Origin of the sequence: Myroides sp. DF42-4-2 (assembly GCF_030326445.1) — a bacterium.
GTDB lineage: Bacteria > Bacteroidota > Bacteroidia > Flavobacteriales > Flavobacteriaceae > Flavobacterium.
Genome location: NZ_JACAKI010000018.1, coordinates 56,093 through 74,158, shown reverse-complemented (window position 1 = coordinate 74,158; position 18,066 = coordinate 56,093). Strand labels below are relative to the sequence as shown.

Below are 18,066 nucleotides of genomic sequence, written 5' to 3'. Positions count from 1 at the left end.
TGTTTTCATACTTGACAGTTTTGTTTAAAGTTAATAATTTCGAATTAACAACTGTCCGATTTTTAGGGAAGCCTACATATTATTATGCTAACTATAATAAGTTAGTTTAGTAAGTGTTTAATTTACAGCAAACTTAATGTATTAATAATGTGTTATGTAAATACGTATATAGGTGTTTTTTTATAAAACTATGTAGTACGTAATGCTAAACAAAGATTTCACTAGAACATATGGATTATAATATTGAAGAAATTGAAATTGGTAATAATCTTAAAAAATTATCAATTCTAATATTGCCCAAACTTGCTTTTATTCCTGAAAATTTTGATACATCAAATAAAACAGAAGAATTTATATTTACTGAAACTATAATAGAACTTAATAAATATTTTAAAGCAGAAAACCTCAATATAGAAAGTTTAGGAGGAAATCCCGTATTGCTCAGAAGTCGCAAAAACGCGGACATTTATTTACCTCCAATATTTATTGCGTCTTCAATTCTTTCTGAAGATCCTAATACAATTTCTATTATTCTAAATGTAATTTCGAGTTTCATCTATGACAATTTAAAAGGTCTAATTGGAAAGAAAACAGCCAAAGTAGAATTCTATGTTGAAAAAAAGGAAAAAGGAAAAATTTCTAAAATTGAATATAAAGGAGATGTCGAAGGTTTAAAAAAATTAGATAAAATAATAAAATCACTATAATGCTAATTTTTATTGAAAATCCCAAATTACTAATTGATGAATTCAACCAAATGGCTGAAATAGCCCAAAAGAAAGCTTTTATTACAGTTGGAATAGAAATTCAGAAAAAAGAAATCATAACAATTCATAACTATTTAAAAGAACTTTCAGATTTAAAAAGTGAGTTTGTTAAAAGAGATTTAGAAAATGAAGCTAATTTAGTATACTGTATTGAGAATTCCTTATTAGCAATTGCCTATGAGTTGCAAATGCTTGTGAACCTAAAAGAAGATCAAATGTCTGAAGCTTGGGATAATTTGGTAAGAGCACAAGTTATTTATGGTACAGTTATCTCTAATTCTCCATTTCAAACTGAAGAAAATAATCATTATTTAAATAGGCTCGAACGATATGAAAAATTACTTTTCCCAAATCTTTACTTTCAAAGCGTTGGTGGAATCATAAAAGAAAGTCATTGCTCAATTTGTAACCAAAAGTCGGGAAAGTGTGGACATATTAAAGGTAAATTATATAAAGGTGAAATTTGCGTAAGAGTAATATCGGATATGCAATTAGAAGAAGTTTCTTTTGTTGATAATCCAGCAAACAAACATTGCAGGTTAATATCAATCGAACAAAATGGCAAAACAGTTGATATTATGACATTACGAGAGATTATCAAATAAACAACTATGTATAACATTGGTTTAGCACAATAGTATATTAAATAGACTCAAAATATTGAATGGTTTACGGTTTTTTATATCTCATATTGAGAATTGTTTTTGTATGTTTGGATACAAACTATAAGATTCAAATTGAATATTTTAGAATACAATAAGTTGTACATGTAACAAGTAAGGATATGTTGATTTTATATTGCTATGCCTATTTATACAAGTTAGTTGTGAATTAAATTACTTCGTTATATACCAGACTATTCTCTTCAAGTATCTTATTTACATAAAAACAATAAACTTAACATGCTAGTTTTATGAAATGCTATTATAAACGTTTTTCACAAAACGGATAGTTTTATTTAGAGAGGAAATATTTTGACAGAAACCTTAAAACAATTAATATGGATATTATTACACTTGCAACAACCGCTCTAACTTTAGTATCACCTTATATCGAGAAAATTAGTGAAGGCACTGCTAGAAAGATTGGTGAAGATGTTTGGAATCTTATGAAAAAAACATTCGGAAATAAAAGTAAGGAGATAGAAATAATGAATAAGGAGGAAATTCAATCAACTTTAGTTGAAGTTTTAAATGAAGACGAAAATCTCAAAAATGAATTAGAAAAATATATAGTTCAAGCCCTGACTAAAATTGACAACCTCAATCAAACCATTACTAATAATGGTAATATTGAAAAACAAGTAAATATTGGAAATGTAAACGGAAATATTTCGTTGTAACCTATGAATCAATCTATTAATAATAACGCGCCAATTAATCAACAAGTTAATTTAGGTAAGGTTGAAAATGTTTATTTAAGCTCAAAAACAAGATGGCAAAAAAAATTTGAAAAACTTCAAGAAGAAGTCTTAAATGATGTCAGGTATGAATCATTTATCGAAGATTTTCATAATTACAATACAATGCAAGATGGCATTGGATTAAAACAAAAATTAATTGATGCAGGATTCAGTAATACTGAACAGATTAGATTTATCAAATTAAAAGAAAAGTATTCAAAGAGAGTTGTTAAAGGAGAAATGTTTCAGGCTCAACAAGAAATTGATGTAGATATCTTCTCATTAATTGATAATGATTTCTATACCTACGTTTACCCACAAATTGAATTAAATGCTGATAAATCTATAATATTGAATCTGTTAAAAGAAAAGATTGTACAACCGATTCTTGATATACTAAATAAGGAAGCAGAATGCGATAATTTTTTAAATTATAATGCAAACGATATTTTTGGAATGGTTTTTTTTCTAACAGGCAAATGTCATTTAAATTGGAAAGATTATGATACTATATAATAATGCATTTGATTTATATCACACAATTTTCAGAATGCTTCACTTATTAAGTAAGATTAATTCTACACAAAAAATTGAAACAGATAAAATCAGAATTTGGGATTATTACCTTCTATTTCCTAATGAGATTTTTAAAATTAAACCATTAAAAAATGAAAGTGAATTTCGCAAAACATTAAAACAATTAAATGTTTCAAAAAATAATCCTTATCAACAAATCAATGATGAACGCAAAACACTTGAAAAAATTAAATCATATCAACTTTCAGCACTTACTTGTTTAGCTTCATATAATATTATTGATAAAGATTTGTTAGCTCAAAATTTCATAAAAATCAATTCTTTAGAACTTTTGAAAGAATATTCTGATTCAATAGGAGAACTATCACCAAGAGAAAAAAATATAATTACTATTGTTACTTCAAATTTTTATGACATTTCTCTATTCGGAGACAAAGGATTAAAAAGCAGAAGTAACTTATTAGAAAGCAAGTACGATGAAAAATAACCTATATTTAAGAAGACTTGTTGTTTATACAAATCAAGGTCAGACAGCGTATGATGAAGAATTCCATACTGGGGTAAATATCATTTGTGGTGATAATAGTAGTGGAAAGTCAACAATTACACATTTTATTTTTTTTGCATTAGGTGGAGAATTCAATGATTTTGTCCCTGAAGCAAGAGAATGTCAAGTAGTTTTTGCTGAAATACAAGCGAATGATACAATAGTTACAATTAAAAGATATATAGAAATTGGCGAAAAGAGCAATAGAATAAATTCACGTATTGCAATGCATTTATTTTGGGGAAATTATGAAGAAAGTCTAAATCCTCCTACAAATAAATACTGGCAAAAATTTCAATATAATACTACACCTGAAAAGAGAAGTTTTTCTAATGTCCTATTTGAACTCTTAGATTTACCTGAAGTTAAAGAAGAAAATAATATTACAATTCATCAAATTCTAAGATTGTTATATATAGATCAAGAATCTCCAACAAGTTCTTTGTTTATGTTTGAGGAATTTGATAGACAAGCTACAAGGGATGCCGTCTCAGATTTATTATTAGGTGTCTATAATCAAGACCTTTACACTCTTAAACTTGAATTATATAATTCTGAAAAAAAACTTGAAGAAATCAAAAATGAAATTCGCTTAACAAAACGATTTTTTAGTGATGCATTTTCTTTGAATAAAGAACATATTATATCTCAAATTGGAAATAAAGAAATAGAAATAAGAAATCTTAATAAAGAAATTTTAAATATTAGAAGTAATATAAAAAAAGTTGAATTTAGTTCTACAAAACAATTAGAATTTCAAATTCTTCAAAAACAAACTGCTGAGAAAAGATCAATTGTTATTGATTTACAAAATGCTATTTCTAGTATAAAAAGTGAAATTATTGATTCAGAATTTTTCATTGATGCTCTAAATGACAAATACAGAGCGTTGAATAACTCTGTTTTCACAAGAGAATTCCTAGGGGGATTACCACTTGATTATTGTCCAGAATGTTTAAGTAAACTAAAAGCTTCTATGGTTGAAAATTCCTGTAAACTTTGTAAACAAAATAGTGATGATAATTTTGGTATTATACAGGCAAAAAGAATGCAATTAGAAATAAAATTTCAAATTGATGAATCAACTTTATTACAAAAAATTAAGGCTAAAAACTTAATCAAGCTTGAAGTCAAACTTGAAAAAGAAATTCTTGCACTTGATGATTTACAGAAACGAGTTAATGATTCAATTACTGATATTCGACCATTCGAGTTAGAGCAACTAGATAATCTTAATTTTCAAAAAGGATTGGCAGAAGGTGAAATATTACAATTTAGAACTATGCTTGAACAAGCATCTATTTATGAAAAATTATTAATAGAAAAATCAACATTAGATCAAAATATTTTAACTTATAAATTTAAAATTTCAACAATTCAAAATAAACAAAGGAAAATAAAGAATGATACAATAAACCAAGTTCAAATAGAAGGGGTATATCTTTTAAATAATGATTTTGATAGACAAAAAGAATTCACAAATGCAGAGCCAAAAGATTTAATAATAGACTTTGCTAATAATTTAGTTTATTTAAAAACAGATAATATAGAAAAATTTAAACAATATCAAAAGTTTTCTGCTAGTTCAAATTTTTATCTAAAAATATCAGCAAGGTTTGCATTGTTCTTAGCCTCTTTAACAAAGGAATCTATGCGATTTCCAAGATTCATATTTGCTGATAATATGGAAGATAAAGGTATTGAAAAAGAACGAGCGCAAAATCTTCAAAACATTTTAATTAAAAGAATACAAGAACTAGATCCAAATAATCAACATCAACTAATATATACAACATCATACATTACTGAAGAATTATTGAAATCTAAATATATTGTTGGAGAATATTACACTCAGGATAATCCTAGTTTAAAACACATCAATTAAAAAACAGCTTATAATAACGAAGCTTTCATTTCGTAACCTCTGATCGAGACGAAAACTTAGTTATTAACAGTAATCTTATAACGATACAATGACATACAACTCTATAAACGATATAAAAAAAGATTTTCAAATCGATAGTGATAGTCTTGAAATAATAAGAGATCAGGTAAATACAATTAGAACTGAGATACATCCTGATAGAACTAATGGTGAGTTTCCAAATGAAAATATTAAGGAGCGCTACTATAAAGCAAATAATGCAATTGAGTATATAGATAGCATTAAAAACAATCAATCTCTTATCATGGTTGAAAAAGTGACAGACTTAGTAAAAGTAATAACTGAATTAATTCCAACGGATAGACAGAACTCACTTGAACAAAATCTCAATTCGAAAATTTCTTTTGCTATTTCAACATATAGATCGAAAATGTTTGTACCAAAAATTTCATTGACTGCAATTACAGCTGTATTAACGTTTTTATTTCTATTTCCAGGACAAATCAAAGACAATCCTACATTATCTAAATTTATTGATCCAACAAGCTCATCCTTTGCAATAATATGGTTTTTTCTTTTATTTTATTCAGTAGTATTTTGGATAATGACTTTTATTAATGAAGAAAAATCAAAAAAAAGATTAGAACTACTAAAAGTAGACTCTGTACAAAATCGAATTTTTGAAAATTTCATAAATCAACATGTAACTGACAATAAATTTCAAAAAGATGAATTAACCAGTTTTATTTATGAATCTAGTAGTAAAAGGAATCGTTTAGGTGAACAGTACCCTATAACAGATAATAACTTAATGAAAACTAGATTATTTGGCTCAGAAATAATTACAATGGAGATTGCGCAAAGCATAGCTGAATTAATAATCTCAAGAGGTAATAAAAATAAAGTAATTGAAAAACTGCCTTTTAATACATTAAGCGATACATATGAATTTAAAAGCTATGGGACTTTCCCTTAAAGTGTGTAAGTTCAAAAATAAAGCTGGAAATAAGTTTTAGATTAAAATTTAAACTTTTGTGACATAGGATTAATAATTACTATAGTATTTTTTTTTGGTATTTGTTTCTTTATTAGTGCTAAAAAATAGAAAAATCAAATTAATTATTTACTTTTATATTCAGAATCAAACGATTCCGATCATAGTTTAAAACTTTCCTAATTAGGTGCTCACTCCAATCCAAAAAAGTGAACATCCCTATTTGTAAAATATATGATGTAAAAGAGGCTAACCCTCTTTCTCCGCCAAGAAAACCGATAGCGAAAGCTATCGGTTTTCTTTGTGTTTATATTCCCTGTTTGGGAGATGAACCCCCTTTTTCCTTTTGAAATGAATTTTTATTTTATGCAGGTGAATTGACATCCAGCTAAACGTTGTTCCCATTTATTTGTACTGAAAATGGGAAAATCTTCCTACTATGTCCCAGAGGCGGGAAGGGGTGTATCTTGCACTGACACCAAGCACTCCAATGCTTGGTTGTTGCAACAAAGGTTGATTGACGGATTGGTAAAGTGTGAGTGCATGGGTAGATGGTTAGGGGTTTGTAAGGGGATTGTAAAGGGTTTGTAAAGGGTTTGTAAGGTAAAAAGGCCTAAAACCCTTGTAAATACTAACGATCCCCTTACAAACCCTTTACAACTATTTTTCTATATTATTTAAAATACTGAAATACAGTTTGTTGTGTCTTTGTGTAATTTAAACAAGAACGGACAATTACTCCTTTTTTGTACAATATGTGGAAGAATACGGAAGGGAGTATTGTCCTTCTTTTTGTGCTTTTTTAGTTTTGTATTGAGAGCCATAGTAAAGCTAGCTACTAGGTGGGACTCATAAAAAAGTATTAATCATTTAAAATGCAAAACTATGGGAAAAATGAAAAATGGATTAACAGGTGGTTTTAGCGGTAAAGTAGGAACACTTGTGGGATTAAGCGTAAAGGGTCAAAATATCATTCGCAATGCGCCAAAAAAGAGTAGTAAAAATCCAACGGCTGGGCAGTTGAGTCATCGTCAAAAATTTAAGTTAGTGTCAAATTTTTTACGACCACTCAACGGTTTAATTAAACGCCATTTTGGGTCTGCTCAAAAATTAAAGTCTACTGTAAATTTAGCTTTAGCGTATCATCTTCAAGAAGCAGTAAATCAAGTAGAAGATGGGTTTGTTATCAACTTGAGTAAGGTTGTAATAAGCAAGGGAATTTTGCAGAATATCTTTGTGGATACTGTAGCCATTGTGAACAAGGAGCTTACTCTAACGTGGAGTGCAAATTTAGTTTTTGGTTCTGTAAATAAAACAGATGTACTAACTGTGGTCCTCTATCGAAAGGCAACGCAATCCATGTTTATTTTAGAGCAGGTAGCAGAACGTGGTGCCGGTGAGTGTAAGGTTCAACTTCCTGCTAGTTTTGAAGATACTGGCTATGGAATTTGGATTTTCTTGACAGATGTTGACCTTGTAGAATGTAGTACAAGTGTATTTTTAGGGGAATTTTAAACAATGCAAAACATCGCATGTATAGTTAAGGATTACAAATGCGATGTTCCTCTATACAAATGTTGAGGATATCGAGCGCATTCAATTGTTGTGGTAGAATGTTGATGACCACGTTCACCGTAAGGATTATAGGCTAAGATAATCAATAGTGGCTTTACTAAAATTGAAGTTGCGAACTACTTTGTTACAAAAGAAGCACACAAGCTTATATGAAATTCACGAACAATTGTTACAAAAAATTGTATATTAGCTTGAAAAACAAGAGTATAGAAGTAGAGGGTGACCCAAAAGGTCACCCTCTTTTTATATTCTGATTTCGCGCCAATCCGTGCCTTTATATTTTGTTGACATTGTTCTATAGATTTAAATAAATATTTTTATCTCACGATTGAAAACTAATGTACGGATTGAAAATCCGCGCGATCGGGTTTAGTTAAAAATAGGTTGATTACTTCTTGACTATTTTTACAGTTTCATATTTACCATTTGTCGTTGTTATTTGAAGAAAGTACATTCCTTTTTGCAAGCCTTCTAGGTTGATTTTATTTTCGGATTCAAGGTTACCGTATAGTACTTGTTTGCCTGTCAAATCATAGACAAAGTATTGATTCAATTGTTCTTGTGTGTCTATATAGACGATTCCTTTTGTTGGGTTAGGGTAAATACTAAAAGTTGGTTTGTCGAATTTCTCGGTACTGAGGTTACTTGATCCACAAGGGTTGGCTTCAAGTTTGGCGACAAAGAAATCAGCTTCTCCAGTCGTTATAATAGGGGTTATGCCCCAATCGTTATCCCAAAACAGATTGCCTAAGAAAAATCCCCCCACGATATAATTTCCATCCTGATCAGCTGCAACAGCAGTTAAACTGTGGTAGCTCCCTTCAGAACCAGGAACCTCATTCACGGCAATGACTTCTCCCGTTTGTTTATCAAAGCGGACCAAGATGGGGTCAGAGCGATGCCCAAAAGGTCTTCTAATTTCAAAATTTCCCCAAAATTCATTGGTTGCCTGTGTAGCTAGTGCAACTTCATTACCATTAATTGCGATTCCCTTTGCTTCAATTGGGCCTGGGGCACCTGCATCTTCATTTAAAGCGGTTGTTGCTTGCATCCATTGCACGGTTCCTTGACTGTTGAGTTTGGCAATCATGGGAATAGATCCGTTTACCCCTGGTGTATAAGAGAAGGTAGGGATGGATGGGTTGGTAGGATCGAGTATTTGAATGCTTTGTGTTTCACGAGTGTGAATGGTGAGAATCGTTCCTGCAATATAGATATTGGATTCATCATCTAAGACCATATTAAAAATTAGGTTGGCTGAAGGATAGGGGTATTGAGGCTCTGGTGGAGAACGAAATTCTCTTCTCCATTTTTCAGCTCCTGTTTGATCGTCAATGGCTAAGATGAAGGTGCGCTCTACAAAATCTTTTCCCCCATAGTTTAAGGGTTTTACATCGCCAACAGCTCCCCCCCGAACGGCTGAAATTAGGTATTGGTGGTTTGCTTTGTCGTGAATAAATTTCAAATAACTAGCTATACTGAGGAGATCAGTTTCGGGGGCTATGGGGAGTTTAAAACTGTGTATATAGTTTAAGTCTAAATCATATTGAGCCAGGTAATTGTTAAAATAAAGTCCTTCATAAGGTTCAATGGTCACATGCCCATCAAGATGAATACCTTGTCTTAACCCAACAATAAAATGCAGTTGTCCGTTTTCAGTTAGGGTTAGATTGTAAGTGTTGGAAGGAAAGGTATAATAATTTACAGGACCTTGAAGGGCTACTTTTTTGATAAAATCCCCTTCGCTATTGTATTTGGCGAGGTAGGAAGTTTTGTATCCATCTTGATTTTGTGGATTTAGATAGGGATCAGGATAAGGAATGGAATCCGTCGGGCTAAAGTGAACGGGAGAACCATCTGCTGTAATATAGTCGTTTCGTACATTAGCGGCAATATAGACATTGTTTTGTTGATCGAGTACTAAATTGAAGCTATAGTCTTCTGTACCTCCTCCAATGACTTGGCTCCATCGAATTTCTCCCTCACAGGTGGTGGAAAATAATAAAATGTCATTGGATCCTCCTCCAATTGTAGGGGAGTGATTGTATACAGAAAGAGGAACATTATTTAGGTTAGCCTCTAGTTTGCCAGCTATAGTTGCTAAAAAGTAGTAGTTATTATCTGTACCTACTTTGATGTCGTGGATTTGCTCATCGCGATATCTAACGCCATATCCTCCTTTGTGTGCACCTCCTTTAAAAGCCCATTTCCAATTGTAGTCTTGGGCAATAATGGAGCAAGGAAGTAGTAGCGCTAAAAGACTTCCTAGGATAAAATGGATTCTTTTTATATGTAGTTTTTGTTTCATTGGTTAAGGGTTTAGTTAAAAATAGGTTGATTACTGCTTGACTATTTTTACAGTTTCATATTTACCATTTGTCGTTGTTATTTGAAGAAAGTACATTCCTTTTTGCAAGCCTTCTAGGTTGATTTTATTTTCGGATTCAAGGTTACCGTATAGTACTTGTTTGCCTGTCAAATCATAGACAAAGTATTGATTCAATTGTTCTTGTGTGTCTATATAGACGATTCCTTTTGTTGGGTTAGGGTAAATACTAAAAGTTGGTTTGTCGAATTTCTCGGTACTGAGGTTACTTGATCCACAAGGGTTGGCTTCAAGTTTGGCGACAAAGAAATCAGCTTCTCCAGTCGTTATAATAGGGGTTATGCCCCAATCGTTATCCCAAAACAGATTGCCTAAGAAAAATCCCCCCACGATATAATTTCCATCCTGATCAGCTGCAACAGCAGTTAAACTGTGGTAGCTCCCTTCAGAACCAGGAACCTCATTCACGGCAATGACTTCTCCCGTTTGTTTATCAAAGCGGACCAAGATGGGGTCAGAGCGATGCCCAAAAGGTCTTCTAATTTCAAAATTTCCCCAAAATTCATTGGTTGCCTGTGTAGCTAGTGCAACTTCATTACCATTAATTGCGATTCCCTTTGCTTCAATTGGGCCTGGGGCACCTGCATCTTCATTTAAAGCGGTTGTTGCTTGCATCCATTGCACGGTTCCTTGACTGTTGAGTTTGGCAATCATGGGAATAGATCCGTTTACCCCTGGTGTATAAGAGAAGGTAGGGATGGATGGGTTGGTAGGATCGAGTATTTGAATGCTTTGTGTTTCACGAGTGTGAATGGTGAGAATCGTTCCTGCAATATAGATATTGGATTCATCATCTAAGACCATATTAAAAATTAGGTTGGCTGAAGGATAGGGGTATTGAGGCTCTGGTGGAGAACGAAATTCTCTTCTCCATTTTTCAGCTCCTGTTTGATCGTCAATGGCTAAGATGAAGGTGCGCTCTACAAAATCTTTTCCCCCATAGTTTAAGGGTTTTACATCGCCAACAGCTCCCCCCCGAACGGCTGAAATTAGGTATTGGTGGTTTGCTTTGTCGTGAATAAATTTCAAATAACTAGCTATACTGAGGAGATCAGTTTCGGGGGCTATGGGGAGTTTAAAACTGTGTATATAGTTTAAGTCTAAATCATATTGAGCCAGGTAATTGTTAAAATAAAGTCCTTCATAAGGTTCAATGGTCACATGCCCATCAAGATGAATACCTTGTCTTAACCCAACAATAAAATGCAGTTGTCCGTTTTCAGTTAGGGTTAGATTGTAAGTGTTGGAAGGAAAGGTATAATAATTTACAGGACCTTGAAGGGCTACTTTTTTGATAAAATCCCCTTCGCTATTGTATTTGGCGAGGTAGGAAGTTTTGTATCCATCTTGATTTTGTGGATTTAGATAGGGATCAGGATAAGGAATGGAATCCGTCGGGCTAAAGTGAACGGGAGAACCATCTGCTGTAATATAGTCGTTTCGTACATTAGCGGCAATATAGACATTGTTTTGTTGATCGAGTACTAAATTGAAGCTATAGTCTTCTGTACCTCCTCCAATGACTTGGCTCCATCGAATTTCTCCCTCACAGGTGGTGGAAAATAATAAAATGTCATTGGATCCTCCTCCAATTGTAGGGGAGTGATTGTATACAGAAAGAGGAACATTATTTAGGTTAGCCTCTAGTTTGCCAGCTATAGTTGCTAAAAAGTAGTAGTTATTATCTGTACCTACTTTGATGTCGTGGATTTGCTCATCGCGATATCTAACGCCATATCCTCCTTTGTGTGCACCTCCTTTAAAAGCCCATTTCCAGTTGTAGTCTTGGGCAATAATGGAGCAAGGAAGTAGTAGCACTAAAAGACTTCCTAGGATAAAATGGATTCTTTTTATATGTAGTTTTTGTTTCATAGAAGCCTAGTTTAATTGTTATTTTAATGTTAAATATATTTAAAATAAAAGAGAAAAAAAAGTGCTAAAGTCTAAACTTTAGCACTTGTAAGGAGTTAATTTTTATTTTTTAATTAATTTTTCAGTAGCGATTCGTTTTCCATCAGCTTCCAGACTTATGAGATAAGTCCCTTTGGCTAGATGGCTAACTTCAAGAACAATCTCCGTCTTTTTTACATTTATTTTTTGTCTGTATCGCTCTACACCTAGAAGATCGTAAACTACTAGATATTGTGCATTATCGTTTGAGCTACCAATTTTGTAAACTACAGTAGTTACAGTAGTTGTGGGATTAGGTAAAAGAGATAAGGCAGGAAGCTCAAGAGCTGAGGCCCCTCTCTCTGTTGCGTCTAATTTTATTGGTACCGAAAACATACAATTTTGTCCACTGATGATAAATTGCCCATAGAAACAGAATGAAAATCTAATTTAACTTTAGAATAGAAAGAGTCCCATCAAAAATACTTTGGTATATTTACAAGTGAGTAAAGAAGTATGCATTAAAAAGTAAGTAGTATGTCATTTCCTATTGAACCGAACTATATTCTACAAACCGAAGAAGAATTAGGTGTTTTATTTTCCAATCGTCCTAAAGCAAAAATGATGTATGAGAATGGGGGAGAGCGATGAACCAAAGAGAAAGGTGATGTTGATTTTGGTAAAGAAGTTAAATAATAAATCATGCAAATTTATAAAGCTAAATTAGATTCTTCTGTAATGCTCTTTCTTGTGATAGGTATTTCAGTTATCGGATATTTTATAGGCATGAAAGCCCTAGCTGTTATTATCTTAACTATAGTAGTTCTAGGGCTGCTAGCTGTTTCAAATTTTATTTACTCTGATATTGAGTTTGTTATCGACTCAAGGAACAAAACAGTTAGTTATAGTTTTGCAAGATTAGGTAAAGTGTTTAAAAATACTTATAAAGTAGCGGAATTAGAATATCGATATCAAAATGTGGTCACAAGCTCTGGTAAGTTTAATACATTTAGTTTGATTCAAAATGGAAAAACTATAGTTAAAACACGACCAAACATATATTCTTTTACGGAGAATCAAATACAAGATATAATTAAAAGTTTGAGTGAATTACAGGTTAAAGAAAGTATTTAGTGGACTGCTTATTAAAAACGGAATCACACAAATTGAAAGATAAACTGGGGTCAGGAATATCAAGATGAACTACTATTTTTTAGTTGCTCCTCTTACTGCCAAATATACGGATCGCCTCACAAGCTCATCTTCTTCAATTGGAACCGGTATTTGTGTTACACCAATTGCGAAAAATGTAGGAGAGGGATCAAGTAAAAATGGAATTGGTTTAGAATCTGCTTAAAATTGTACCTAGCTCAAGTGGAGAAACACATCTTCAAGGGAGTAAAGCACAATCTAAGTAGTAAATTTTGTTAGAGATTTTACAGCGGTAATGAGCGCTTAAACATACAATTTTTAGCAACAAGAGTATGCTGGACTATGGACAGATAAGTAGAAAAGAGAATGAAAAGAACAAGAAAAGAGCGAAAATACTGAACTAGAATTATTATAGAGATGAATGGAAAAACACAGTTAATCGTATTAGTACTTTGTGTGTTAGTTACTTTAGGCATTACATTTTTTGATTTTACATCTAGTCAAGATGAGTTAGCCCAGAAAGTAAAAGGGTATCAAGAAACTACTGCGATAGTTAAAAAAGTACATGCCCTTACAGTTACTAGATATGGGAGTAAGCAACCTACTTATGACCTTAGAGTAAGACTCAGTGATAGTACTGAGGTGAATATGTATAGACGAAAATTAGATGCAAAATTAACAGAAGGAAGTACAGTTAATATACTATATAACCCTGCATCACCCCAGGACGATATTTACGTAAGAGAATAAAGTAGAAGGAGGGTTTAGTTTAGGAGTTGCACCAATGGGAGGAATAATAAAATTAATGGATTTTACAGCATTAGATTTAGAGAATAACAAAAGACTACATGGGGTGATCGGCTAAATTATGCCTGTGGAGAAGTGGAATAGTAATAGGGCTAACAAAACATACCCGAGATAGGTATTAATGACAGTATGTTTAGAAAAAATAAAGGAGATCTATGGCAAAAGTTTTAAAAGAAAGTAATGAAGATTTAAAATTATTATTAGAATCTTCCAAAGCACCTGAAAGAAGAAAAGCTGCTAAATTGATAGGAGAGTTTGAAGTAGTTGACCTTGGTGATTCATTATATCAAGCATATCTGAAAGAAAGTAAGAATTTAAAAGCTTGGGAAACCCAGTGTATCATGATAAAAGCTTTAGGTAAAATTAAGTATGAGAATGTTCTTCAAGAGTTATCTGGTATCATAGAAAATAATATAATACATGACATGATAACTAATGAGGCAACTTTAGCATTTACAAGAATAAAAAGGGAAAATAAAAATGATATAATTCCTATTCTGGAATTATTGAAAGAAGGTAATTTATCAGTACTTAATGGAGCATTAAAATCGTTGGCATTTGATGATGTTGTCCCTGAAAAAAAAGATATTTATAAACTTATTGATGCAGTTAATTTAAAACAAACGCTTATAAAAGAACAACATAAAGTTGGAGTTTTTGATCCAAGAGCGTATTTACTGTCAGCAATGTCAAAATGGGATAGAAAAGACCCTAAAATTAGTAGTTTTATAGAAGAGTGTTTTAAAGATGAGTATTTAGGAAAAATACATGATTTAGTTGAAAAAGTTAGCAAAGGTAAGAAAGTATATGCGGAATAGGCGTTGAATCCTTTCTTTGTATAGTAAGACTGCGTATCAATCTTGGTTTACTGTTTTTGCTTGATTTTACTGCTGAATTACTGTATTGTAGCGAGAAAATTAGTCAAAATACACGATTTTAAATAAGGTAGCACAACATGAGATTAACAGAGGTAGAAGCTATTCAAATAGCAAAACAATATCAACAGCGATATCCCTCGCTTAAGCATACCATTGTACGGGCACAATTTAATTCAAAGTTTAATGTTGTTGGAGAAAAAGCATGGATTGCAATTGGTGTGTTTGAACTGTTTGGGGATATACATGAGTTTTTTTATGTAATTTCAGATGAAACAGGAGAGGTAGAATATACTTTTAATGAACATGGCAGTATAAATCCACAGCAATAAGCTTCTTATTTTGGGCTTACCATACGTATTCATTGTTTGCTTGTTGTTATGAGTGGATGAATATACGATCCTAGGTCCATTCCATTCATCGACAACCTTTGTATATGGTACTCTTCCATTTTTATACACGGTAATTTCCTACAGATTTCAACTCAACGCATTAATGCGTGTGCCTTCCCAAGGTTGGGATTGTTCGCTATAGCTCAAAAATCTTAGGATATTTGCTTTCGAATAAGGGAAAATCAAGTTGCTAACAGATTTCCCTAATGCTTAATCTAAACAGATGTTTTTTACTTACACAGTTTATGGTACAGTGTCTTTTGGAGTGCTTTCATAAACTTTAGATTATACTACTGTAATTTCAAACCATCATGAACTAGAGTAAAACAAACCAAAAAAAAGCGGAGGAATCGCCTATTTGCTGGCTTGTTTCTTTACTTACATTTAGCTGTATGATGAGGACTATGAAAAAAAAAATAATAAGTTAAAATAAACATAACCTTGTTACTTGTTAAGATGTAATTAACTAAGTTTATTTCCCTATTAAGTGAAATATATACAAATCAAATAAAATAAGTAACAATGAAGATGAGATATCTCGGGGCTTTTCTTTTATTAACGACCCTTTGTTTTGGACAAAATGTAAAAACTCCATACGAATCCTTTATCACTAAAAAGGACAACTATGCTTTTTCCACGATCAATTTTAATGTGCCTGCCTTTGATTATAGACAAAAAGTAGACAGTGTATCTTTTGAAGGGAGTTTAATTCTTCCCAAAGATGGTTTTGATCAAGTGGTGATTATTAAACCCGGAACGGGCTATAATACGCGCAATACCCATAGTCCTTTAGCGGAAGCTTTATTGGATAATCGCATTGCTGTGTTTCGATATGATGAACGCGAAATGGGAAATTCTAAAGGAAAAGGAGGTAATATGTCCTACTCGGCGACAATGATGGGAGAAGAGTTGGCTAGTGCGTTTAACATGCTAAAGAAACATCCAGACCTACAGGGTAAAAAAGTGGGACTTATTGGGCATAGTCTAGGGGGCATAGCAGTTATGGAAGCCTTACAACACAAGATTAATCCCGATTTTTTAGTGCTTTTTGCTGCTCCCGTTGTTACAGGTAAACAACTATTTCTCTATCAATTACAACACAGTGAAAATGTATTTAATGATTACTTTCTCTACGATACACGCGAAGAAAAAGAGAACGTATGCTCGGCCTTAGCTGATTTTTACCTCGCCAATCACAAAGAAAAAAGCTTTTGGAAAATGTTTGATAAAGAGACAAAGAAACTCGGTTATACAAAGAAAAGATATGCTACTCGTTTTCGTTTTTTAATTGGCCATGTGGAGCGTGATTTAGTGGAAAAAGACCGCATTGATGTATTGAAAAACACCAACATCCCTGTCTTTTATATGATTGGTTCGGAGGATGTGATTGTCGATCCTATAGCGAATATCAATCGCTTAAATAGCCTCGCGAATCCTGCGATAGCTGCGATAGTAGTAGAGGGTGAAAACCACTTTTTCTCGGATGGAGAAAGTACGCCGTATGACATTCACCAACAACCAAAACAACAAATCGTAGATTGGATTAAAAGACAATAGGATGCCAATCTTCTATAATTTAATTTAGTACTAATCAAATCATTTATGTTACTAATGGTCAAAACAATTACAGTGCTTTTACTTGCTATCGCTGCCTTGTTGTCCAGCTGTCAAGAGGCAACTGTCGAAAAGCAAATAGCCTCTTATATGATTCCATTTGAGCAAGTGGATCAAGCTTCGTTTGAAGAAATAGCCCAGCGCATTGGGGATAGCGAAATAGTTATCTTAGGAGAAGCGGGGCACGGAGATGGTAAAACCTATGAGGTTAAAGCGGAACTTGTTCAATATTTGATGAAAGAAAAAGGATTTAATACCCTAGCTTTAGAAGGTGCGGGATTTGTTGATTTAGAATTAAAAAATAATGATAGAAAGGATTTTCCTCAGTCTAGAGATTTAAGTAAATGGAAGCCATTTTGGGGAGATGTGAAGCAAACAGAAGGGTTAGTTCGAGACATCTTACATAATGAAAAGCTAAAATGGAAGTTTTTAGGGTTAGAAAGTCATCCAAGTAATGAGTTCTTATTACAAGAAATGAAAAAGCTTCAGCTAGATGATACTCAAATCGACAAATTTGAAAATAGTTTACTCAAAATATATGATTTAGATGTTGAAAATGTAACAATTGAAGAAATTGATTTTGTACTAGAGACTATAAAATTAATTGAAAATTCTATAATTGATACTACCCACGATAATTTCTTTAAGCATACTGTTCAAACTATATATGCTGGTATTGAGGGAATGAAATATTTTTATTTTTTAGGTGGTTTTGACAATGAAAATGTTTTTGTAAATATCAGAGACAAGTATATGGCTAATAATGTTATTTGGCATAAAAAGAATAATCCTAGTGCGAAAATTATTGTTTGGATTGCTAACTTTCATGGAGCGAAGCAAATTCAAAAGGTTGTTTATAAAGAAGATAATCGCGATTTGTATAAAGGATTCAAATTATTTACTGAGTATTTACTCGAGGCCTTTCCGGATAAAATATATAGCATAGCATTTACCTCTTCAATTGGTGAAGTTAAAGGGATAGTACAAGGAAGTGAACCTTTTTCAATTACAACTAAAGTCAACTCATTAGAGTATTACTTAGATAAACAAAACACGCCATTTGGATACTTAGATTTTAATGAAATAAAGGTGAAAAAACCGTTTTTTGAAGAAAAAAGTTTCGATGCTATGATATTAGGTTATGACACTAAGCCAGGGCAATGGTTAAATGTATTTGATGGCGTTTTTTACATTAAAACGAATGAGCCTTTAAAAATGGCTGAGTATCAAGTCTGGTAGGAGA

At 32.3% G+C, this 18,066-nt stretch carries 17 protein-coding genes; 14 read left to right on the top strand and 3 right to left on the bottom strand.

Going from position 1 to position 18,066, the window contains the following annotated elements; all coding sequences use genetic code 11:
- Window positions 1–230 precede the first annotated feature (230 nt).
- From HX062_RS12880 to HX062_RS12845, 8 genes are all read left to right on the top strand, one after another.
- Window positions 231–707 (top strand): hypothetical protein, encoded by a 477-nt coding sequence (locus HX062_RS12880; RefSeq protein WP_283828974.1) that lies wholly within the window; start codon window positions 231–233, stop codon window positions 705–707.
- Complete coding sequence (locus HX062_RS12875; protein WP_286467704.1) at window positions 707–1,372, top strand: hypothetical protein; 666 nt, start codon at window positions 707–709, stop codon at window positions 1,370–1,372. The genes HX062_RS12880 and HX062_RS12875 overlap by 1 nt, the downstream gene beginning before the upstream one ends.
- Before the next feature lie 395 nt (window positions 1,373–1,767).
- Window positions 1,768–2,109, top strand: coding sequence for a hypothetical protein (locus HX062_RS12870; RefSeq protein ID WP_286467703.1), 342 nt, complete (start codon window positions 1,768–1,770; stop codon window positions 2,107–2,109).
- Between the two features lie 3 nt (window positions 2,110–2,112).
- The gene (locus tag HX062_RS12865) at window positions 2,113–2,685 is read left to right on the top strand and encodes an ABC-three component system protein (RefSeq protein ID WP_286467702.1); all 573 of its coding nucleotides are present in this window, start codon (window positions 2,113–2,115) and stop codon (window positions 2,683–2,685) included.
- A 34-nt stretch (window positions 2,686–2,719) separates the two neighbouring features.
- The gene (locus tag HX062_RS12860; RefSeq protein WP_286467701.1) at window positions 2,720–3,193 is read left to right on the top strand and encodes an ABC-three component system middle component 5; all 474 of its coding nucleotides are present in this window, start codon (window positions 2,720–2,722) and stop codon (window positions 3,191–3,193) included.
- Entirely contained in the window at window positions 3,183–5,138 is a 1,956-nt protein-coding gene (locus HX062_RS12855; protein WP_286467700.1) for an ATP-binding protein, read from the top strand. The genes HX062_RS12860 and HX062_RS12855 overlap by 11 nt, the downstream gene beginning before the upstream one ends.
- An 88-nt stretch (window positions 5,139–5,226) precedes the next feature.
- Window positions 5,227–6,114 (top strand): hypothetical protein, encoded by an 888-nt coding sequence (locus HX062_RS12850; RefSeq protein ID WP_286467699.1) that lies wholly within the window; start codon window positions 5,227–5,229, stop codon window positions 6,112–6,114.
- Between the two features lie 903 nt (window positions 6,115–7,017).
- The gene (locus HX062_RS12845) at window positions 7,018–7,647 is read left to right on the top strand and encodes a DUF6266 family protein (protein ID WP_182626664.1); all 630 of its coding nucleotides are present in this window, start codon (window positions 7,018–7,020) and stop codon (window positions 7,645–7,647) included.
- Between the two features lie 448 nt (window positions 7,648–8,095).
- Here the strand turns inward: HX062_RS12845 and HX062_RS12840 are convergent, their stop codons facing one another.
- The 3 genes from HX062_RS12840 to HX062_RS12830 all read right to left on the bottom strand — a co-directional run bounded on the left by HX062_RS12840 (window position 8,096) and on the right by HX062_RS12830 (window position 12,379).
- Window positions 8,096–10,015 (bottom strand): T9SS type A sorting domain-containing protein, encoded by a 1,920-nt coding sequence (locus tag HX062_RS12840; RefSeq protein ID WP_286467698.1) that lies wholly within the window; start codon window positions 10,013–10,015, stop codon window positions 8,096–8,098.
- Between the two features lie 30 nt (window positions 10,016–10,045).
- Window positions 10,046–11,965 carry a T9SS type A sorting domain-containing protein gene (locus HX062_RS12835; protein WP_286467697.1) on the bottom strand — a complete coding sequence of 640 codons (1,920 nt, stop codon included), beginning with the start codon at window positions 11,963–11,965 and terminating at the stop codon, window positions 10,046–10,048.
- Between the two features lie 102 nt (window positions 11,966–12,067).
- Window positions 12,068–12,379: a T9SS type A sorting domain-containing protein gene (locus HX062_RS12830; RefSeq protein WP_286467696.1), complete on the bottom strand. Its 312-nt coding sequence runs from the start codon at window positions 12,377–12,379 to the stop codon at window positions 12,068–12,070.
- Between the two features lie 306 nt (window positions 12,380–12,685).
- Here HX062_RS12830 and HX062_RS12825 point away from each other — a divergent pair, with 306 nt between their 5' ends.
- The 6 genes from HX062_RS12825 (at window position 12,686) to HX062_RS12800 (ending at window position 18,062) form a co-directional block, all read left to right on the top strand.
- On the top strand, window positions 12,686–13,117 hold the full coding sequence (locus HX062_RS12825) for a hypothetical protein (RefSeq protein WP_286467695.1): 432 nt from the start codon (window positions 12,686–12,688) through the stop codon (window positions 13,115–13,117).
- A gap of 435 nt (window positions 13,118–13,552) precedes the next feature.
- A complete protein-coding gene (locus HX062_RS12820) occupies window positions 13,553–13,885 on the top strand; it encodes a hypothetical protein (protein WP_182626660.1) in 333 nt (110 codons plus the stop codon).
- Window positions 13,886–14,097: 212 nt separating this feature from the next.
- Complete coding sequence (locus HX062_RS12815) at window positions 14,098–14,760, top strand: hypothetical protein (RefSeq protein ID WP_286467694.1); 663 nt, start codon at window positions 14,098–14,100, stop codon at window positions 14,758–14,760.
- 137 nt (window positions 14,761–14,897) lie between these two features.
- Window positions 14,898–15,149: a hypothetical protein gene (locus HX062_RS12810; protein ID WP_286467693.1), complete on the top strand. Its 252-nt coding sequence runs from the start codon at window positions 14,898–14,900 to the stop codon at window positions 15,147–15,149.
- A 582-nt stretch (window positions 15,150–15,731) separates the two neighbouring features.
- Window positions 15,732–16,766, top strand: a complete 1,035-nt coding sequence (locus tag HX062_RS12805; protein WP_286467692.1) for an alpha/beta hydrolase family protein — start codon at window positions 15,732–15,734, stop codon at window positions 16,764–16,766.
- A 45-nt stretch (window positions 16,767–16,811) separates the two neighbouring features.
- Window positions 16,812–18,062, top strand: coding sequence for an erythromycin esterase family protein (locus tag HX062_RS12800; RefSeq protein WP_286467691.1), 1,251 nt, complete (start codon window positions 16,812–16,814; stop codon window positions 18,060–18,062).
- Window positions 18,063–18,066: the final 4 nt, after the last annotated feature.

Excerpts from the sequence above, each read along its gene's own strand:
- HX062_RS12850 (WP_286467699.1), top strand. The coding sequence starts at position 5,227 with ATGACATACAACTCTATAAACGATATAAAAAAAGATTTTCAAATCGAT.
- HX062_RS12865 (WP_286467702.1), top strand. The coding sequence starts at position 2,113 with ATGAATCAATCTATTAATAATAACGCGCCAATTAATCAACAAGTTAAT.
- HX062_RS12830 (WP_286467696.1), bottom strand. The coding sequence starts at position 12,379 with ATGTTTTCGGTACCAATAAAATTAGACGCAACAGAGAGAGGGGCCTCA.
- HX062_RS12855 (WP_286467700.1), top strand. The coding sequence starts at position 3,183 with ATGAAAAATAACCTATATTTAAGAAGACTTGTTGTTTATACAAATCAA.
- HX062_RS12810 (WP_286467693.1), top strand. The coding sequence starts at position 14,898 with ATGAGATTAACAGAGGTAGAAGCTATTCAAATAGCAAAACAATATCAA.
- HX062_RS12875 (WP_286467704.1), top strand. The coding sequence starts at position 707 with ATGCTAATTTTTATTGAAAATCCCAAATTACTAATTGATGAATTCAAC.
- HX062_RS12805 (WP_286467692.1), top strand. The coding sequence starts at position 15,732 with ATGAAGATGAGATATCTCGGGGCTTTTCTTTTATTAACGACCCTTTGT.
- HX062_RS12870 (WP_286467703.1), top strand. The coding sequence starts at position 1,768 with ATGGATATTATTACACTTGCAACAACCGCTCTAACTTTAGTATCACCT.
- HX062_RS12880 (WP_283828974.1), top strand. The coding sequence starts at position 231 with ATGGATTATAATATTGAAGAAATTGAAATTGGTAATAATCTTAAAAAA.
- HX062_RS12860 (WP_286467701.1), top strand. The coding sequence starts at position 2,720 with ATGCTTCACTTATTAAGTAAGATTAATTCTACACAAAAAATTGAAACA.
- HX062_RS12820 (WP_182626660.1), top strand. The coding sequence starts at position 13,553 with ATGAATGGAAAAACACAGTTAATCGTATTAGTACTTTGTGTGTTAGTT.
- HX062_RS12835 (WP_286467697.1), bottom strand. The coding sequence starts at position 11,965 with ATGAAACAAAAACTACATATAAAAAGAATCCATTTTATCCTAGGAAGT.
- HX062_RS12840 (WP_286467698.1), bottom strand. The coding sequence starts at position 10,015 with ATGAAACAAAAACTACATATAAAAAGAATCCATTTTATCCTAGGAAGT.
- HX062_RS12845 (WP_182626664.1), top strand. The coding sequence starts at position 7,018 with ATGGGAAAAATGAAAAATGGATTAACAGGTGGTTTTAGCGGTAAAGTA.
- HX062_RS12825 (WP_286467695.1), top strand. The coding sequence starts at position 12,686 with ATGCAAATTTATAAAGCTAAATTAGATTCTTCTGTAATGCTCTTTCTT.
- HX062_RS12815 (WP_286467694.1), top strand. The coding sequence starts at position 14,098 with ATGGCAAAAGTTTTAAAAGAAAGTAATGAAGATTTAAAATTATTATTA.
- HX062_RS12800 (WP_286467691.1), top strand. The coding sequence starts at position 16,812 with ATGTTACTAATGGTCAAAACAATTACAGTGCTTTTACTTGCTATCGCT.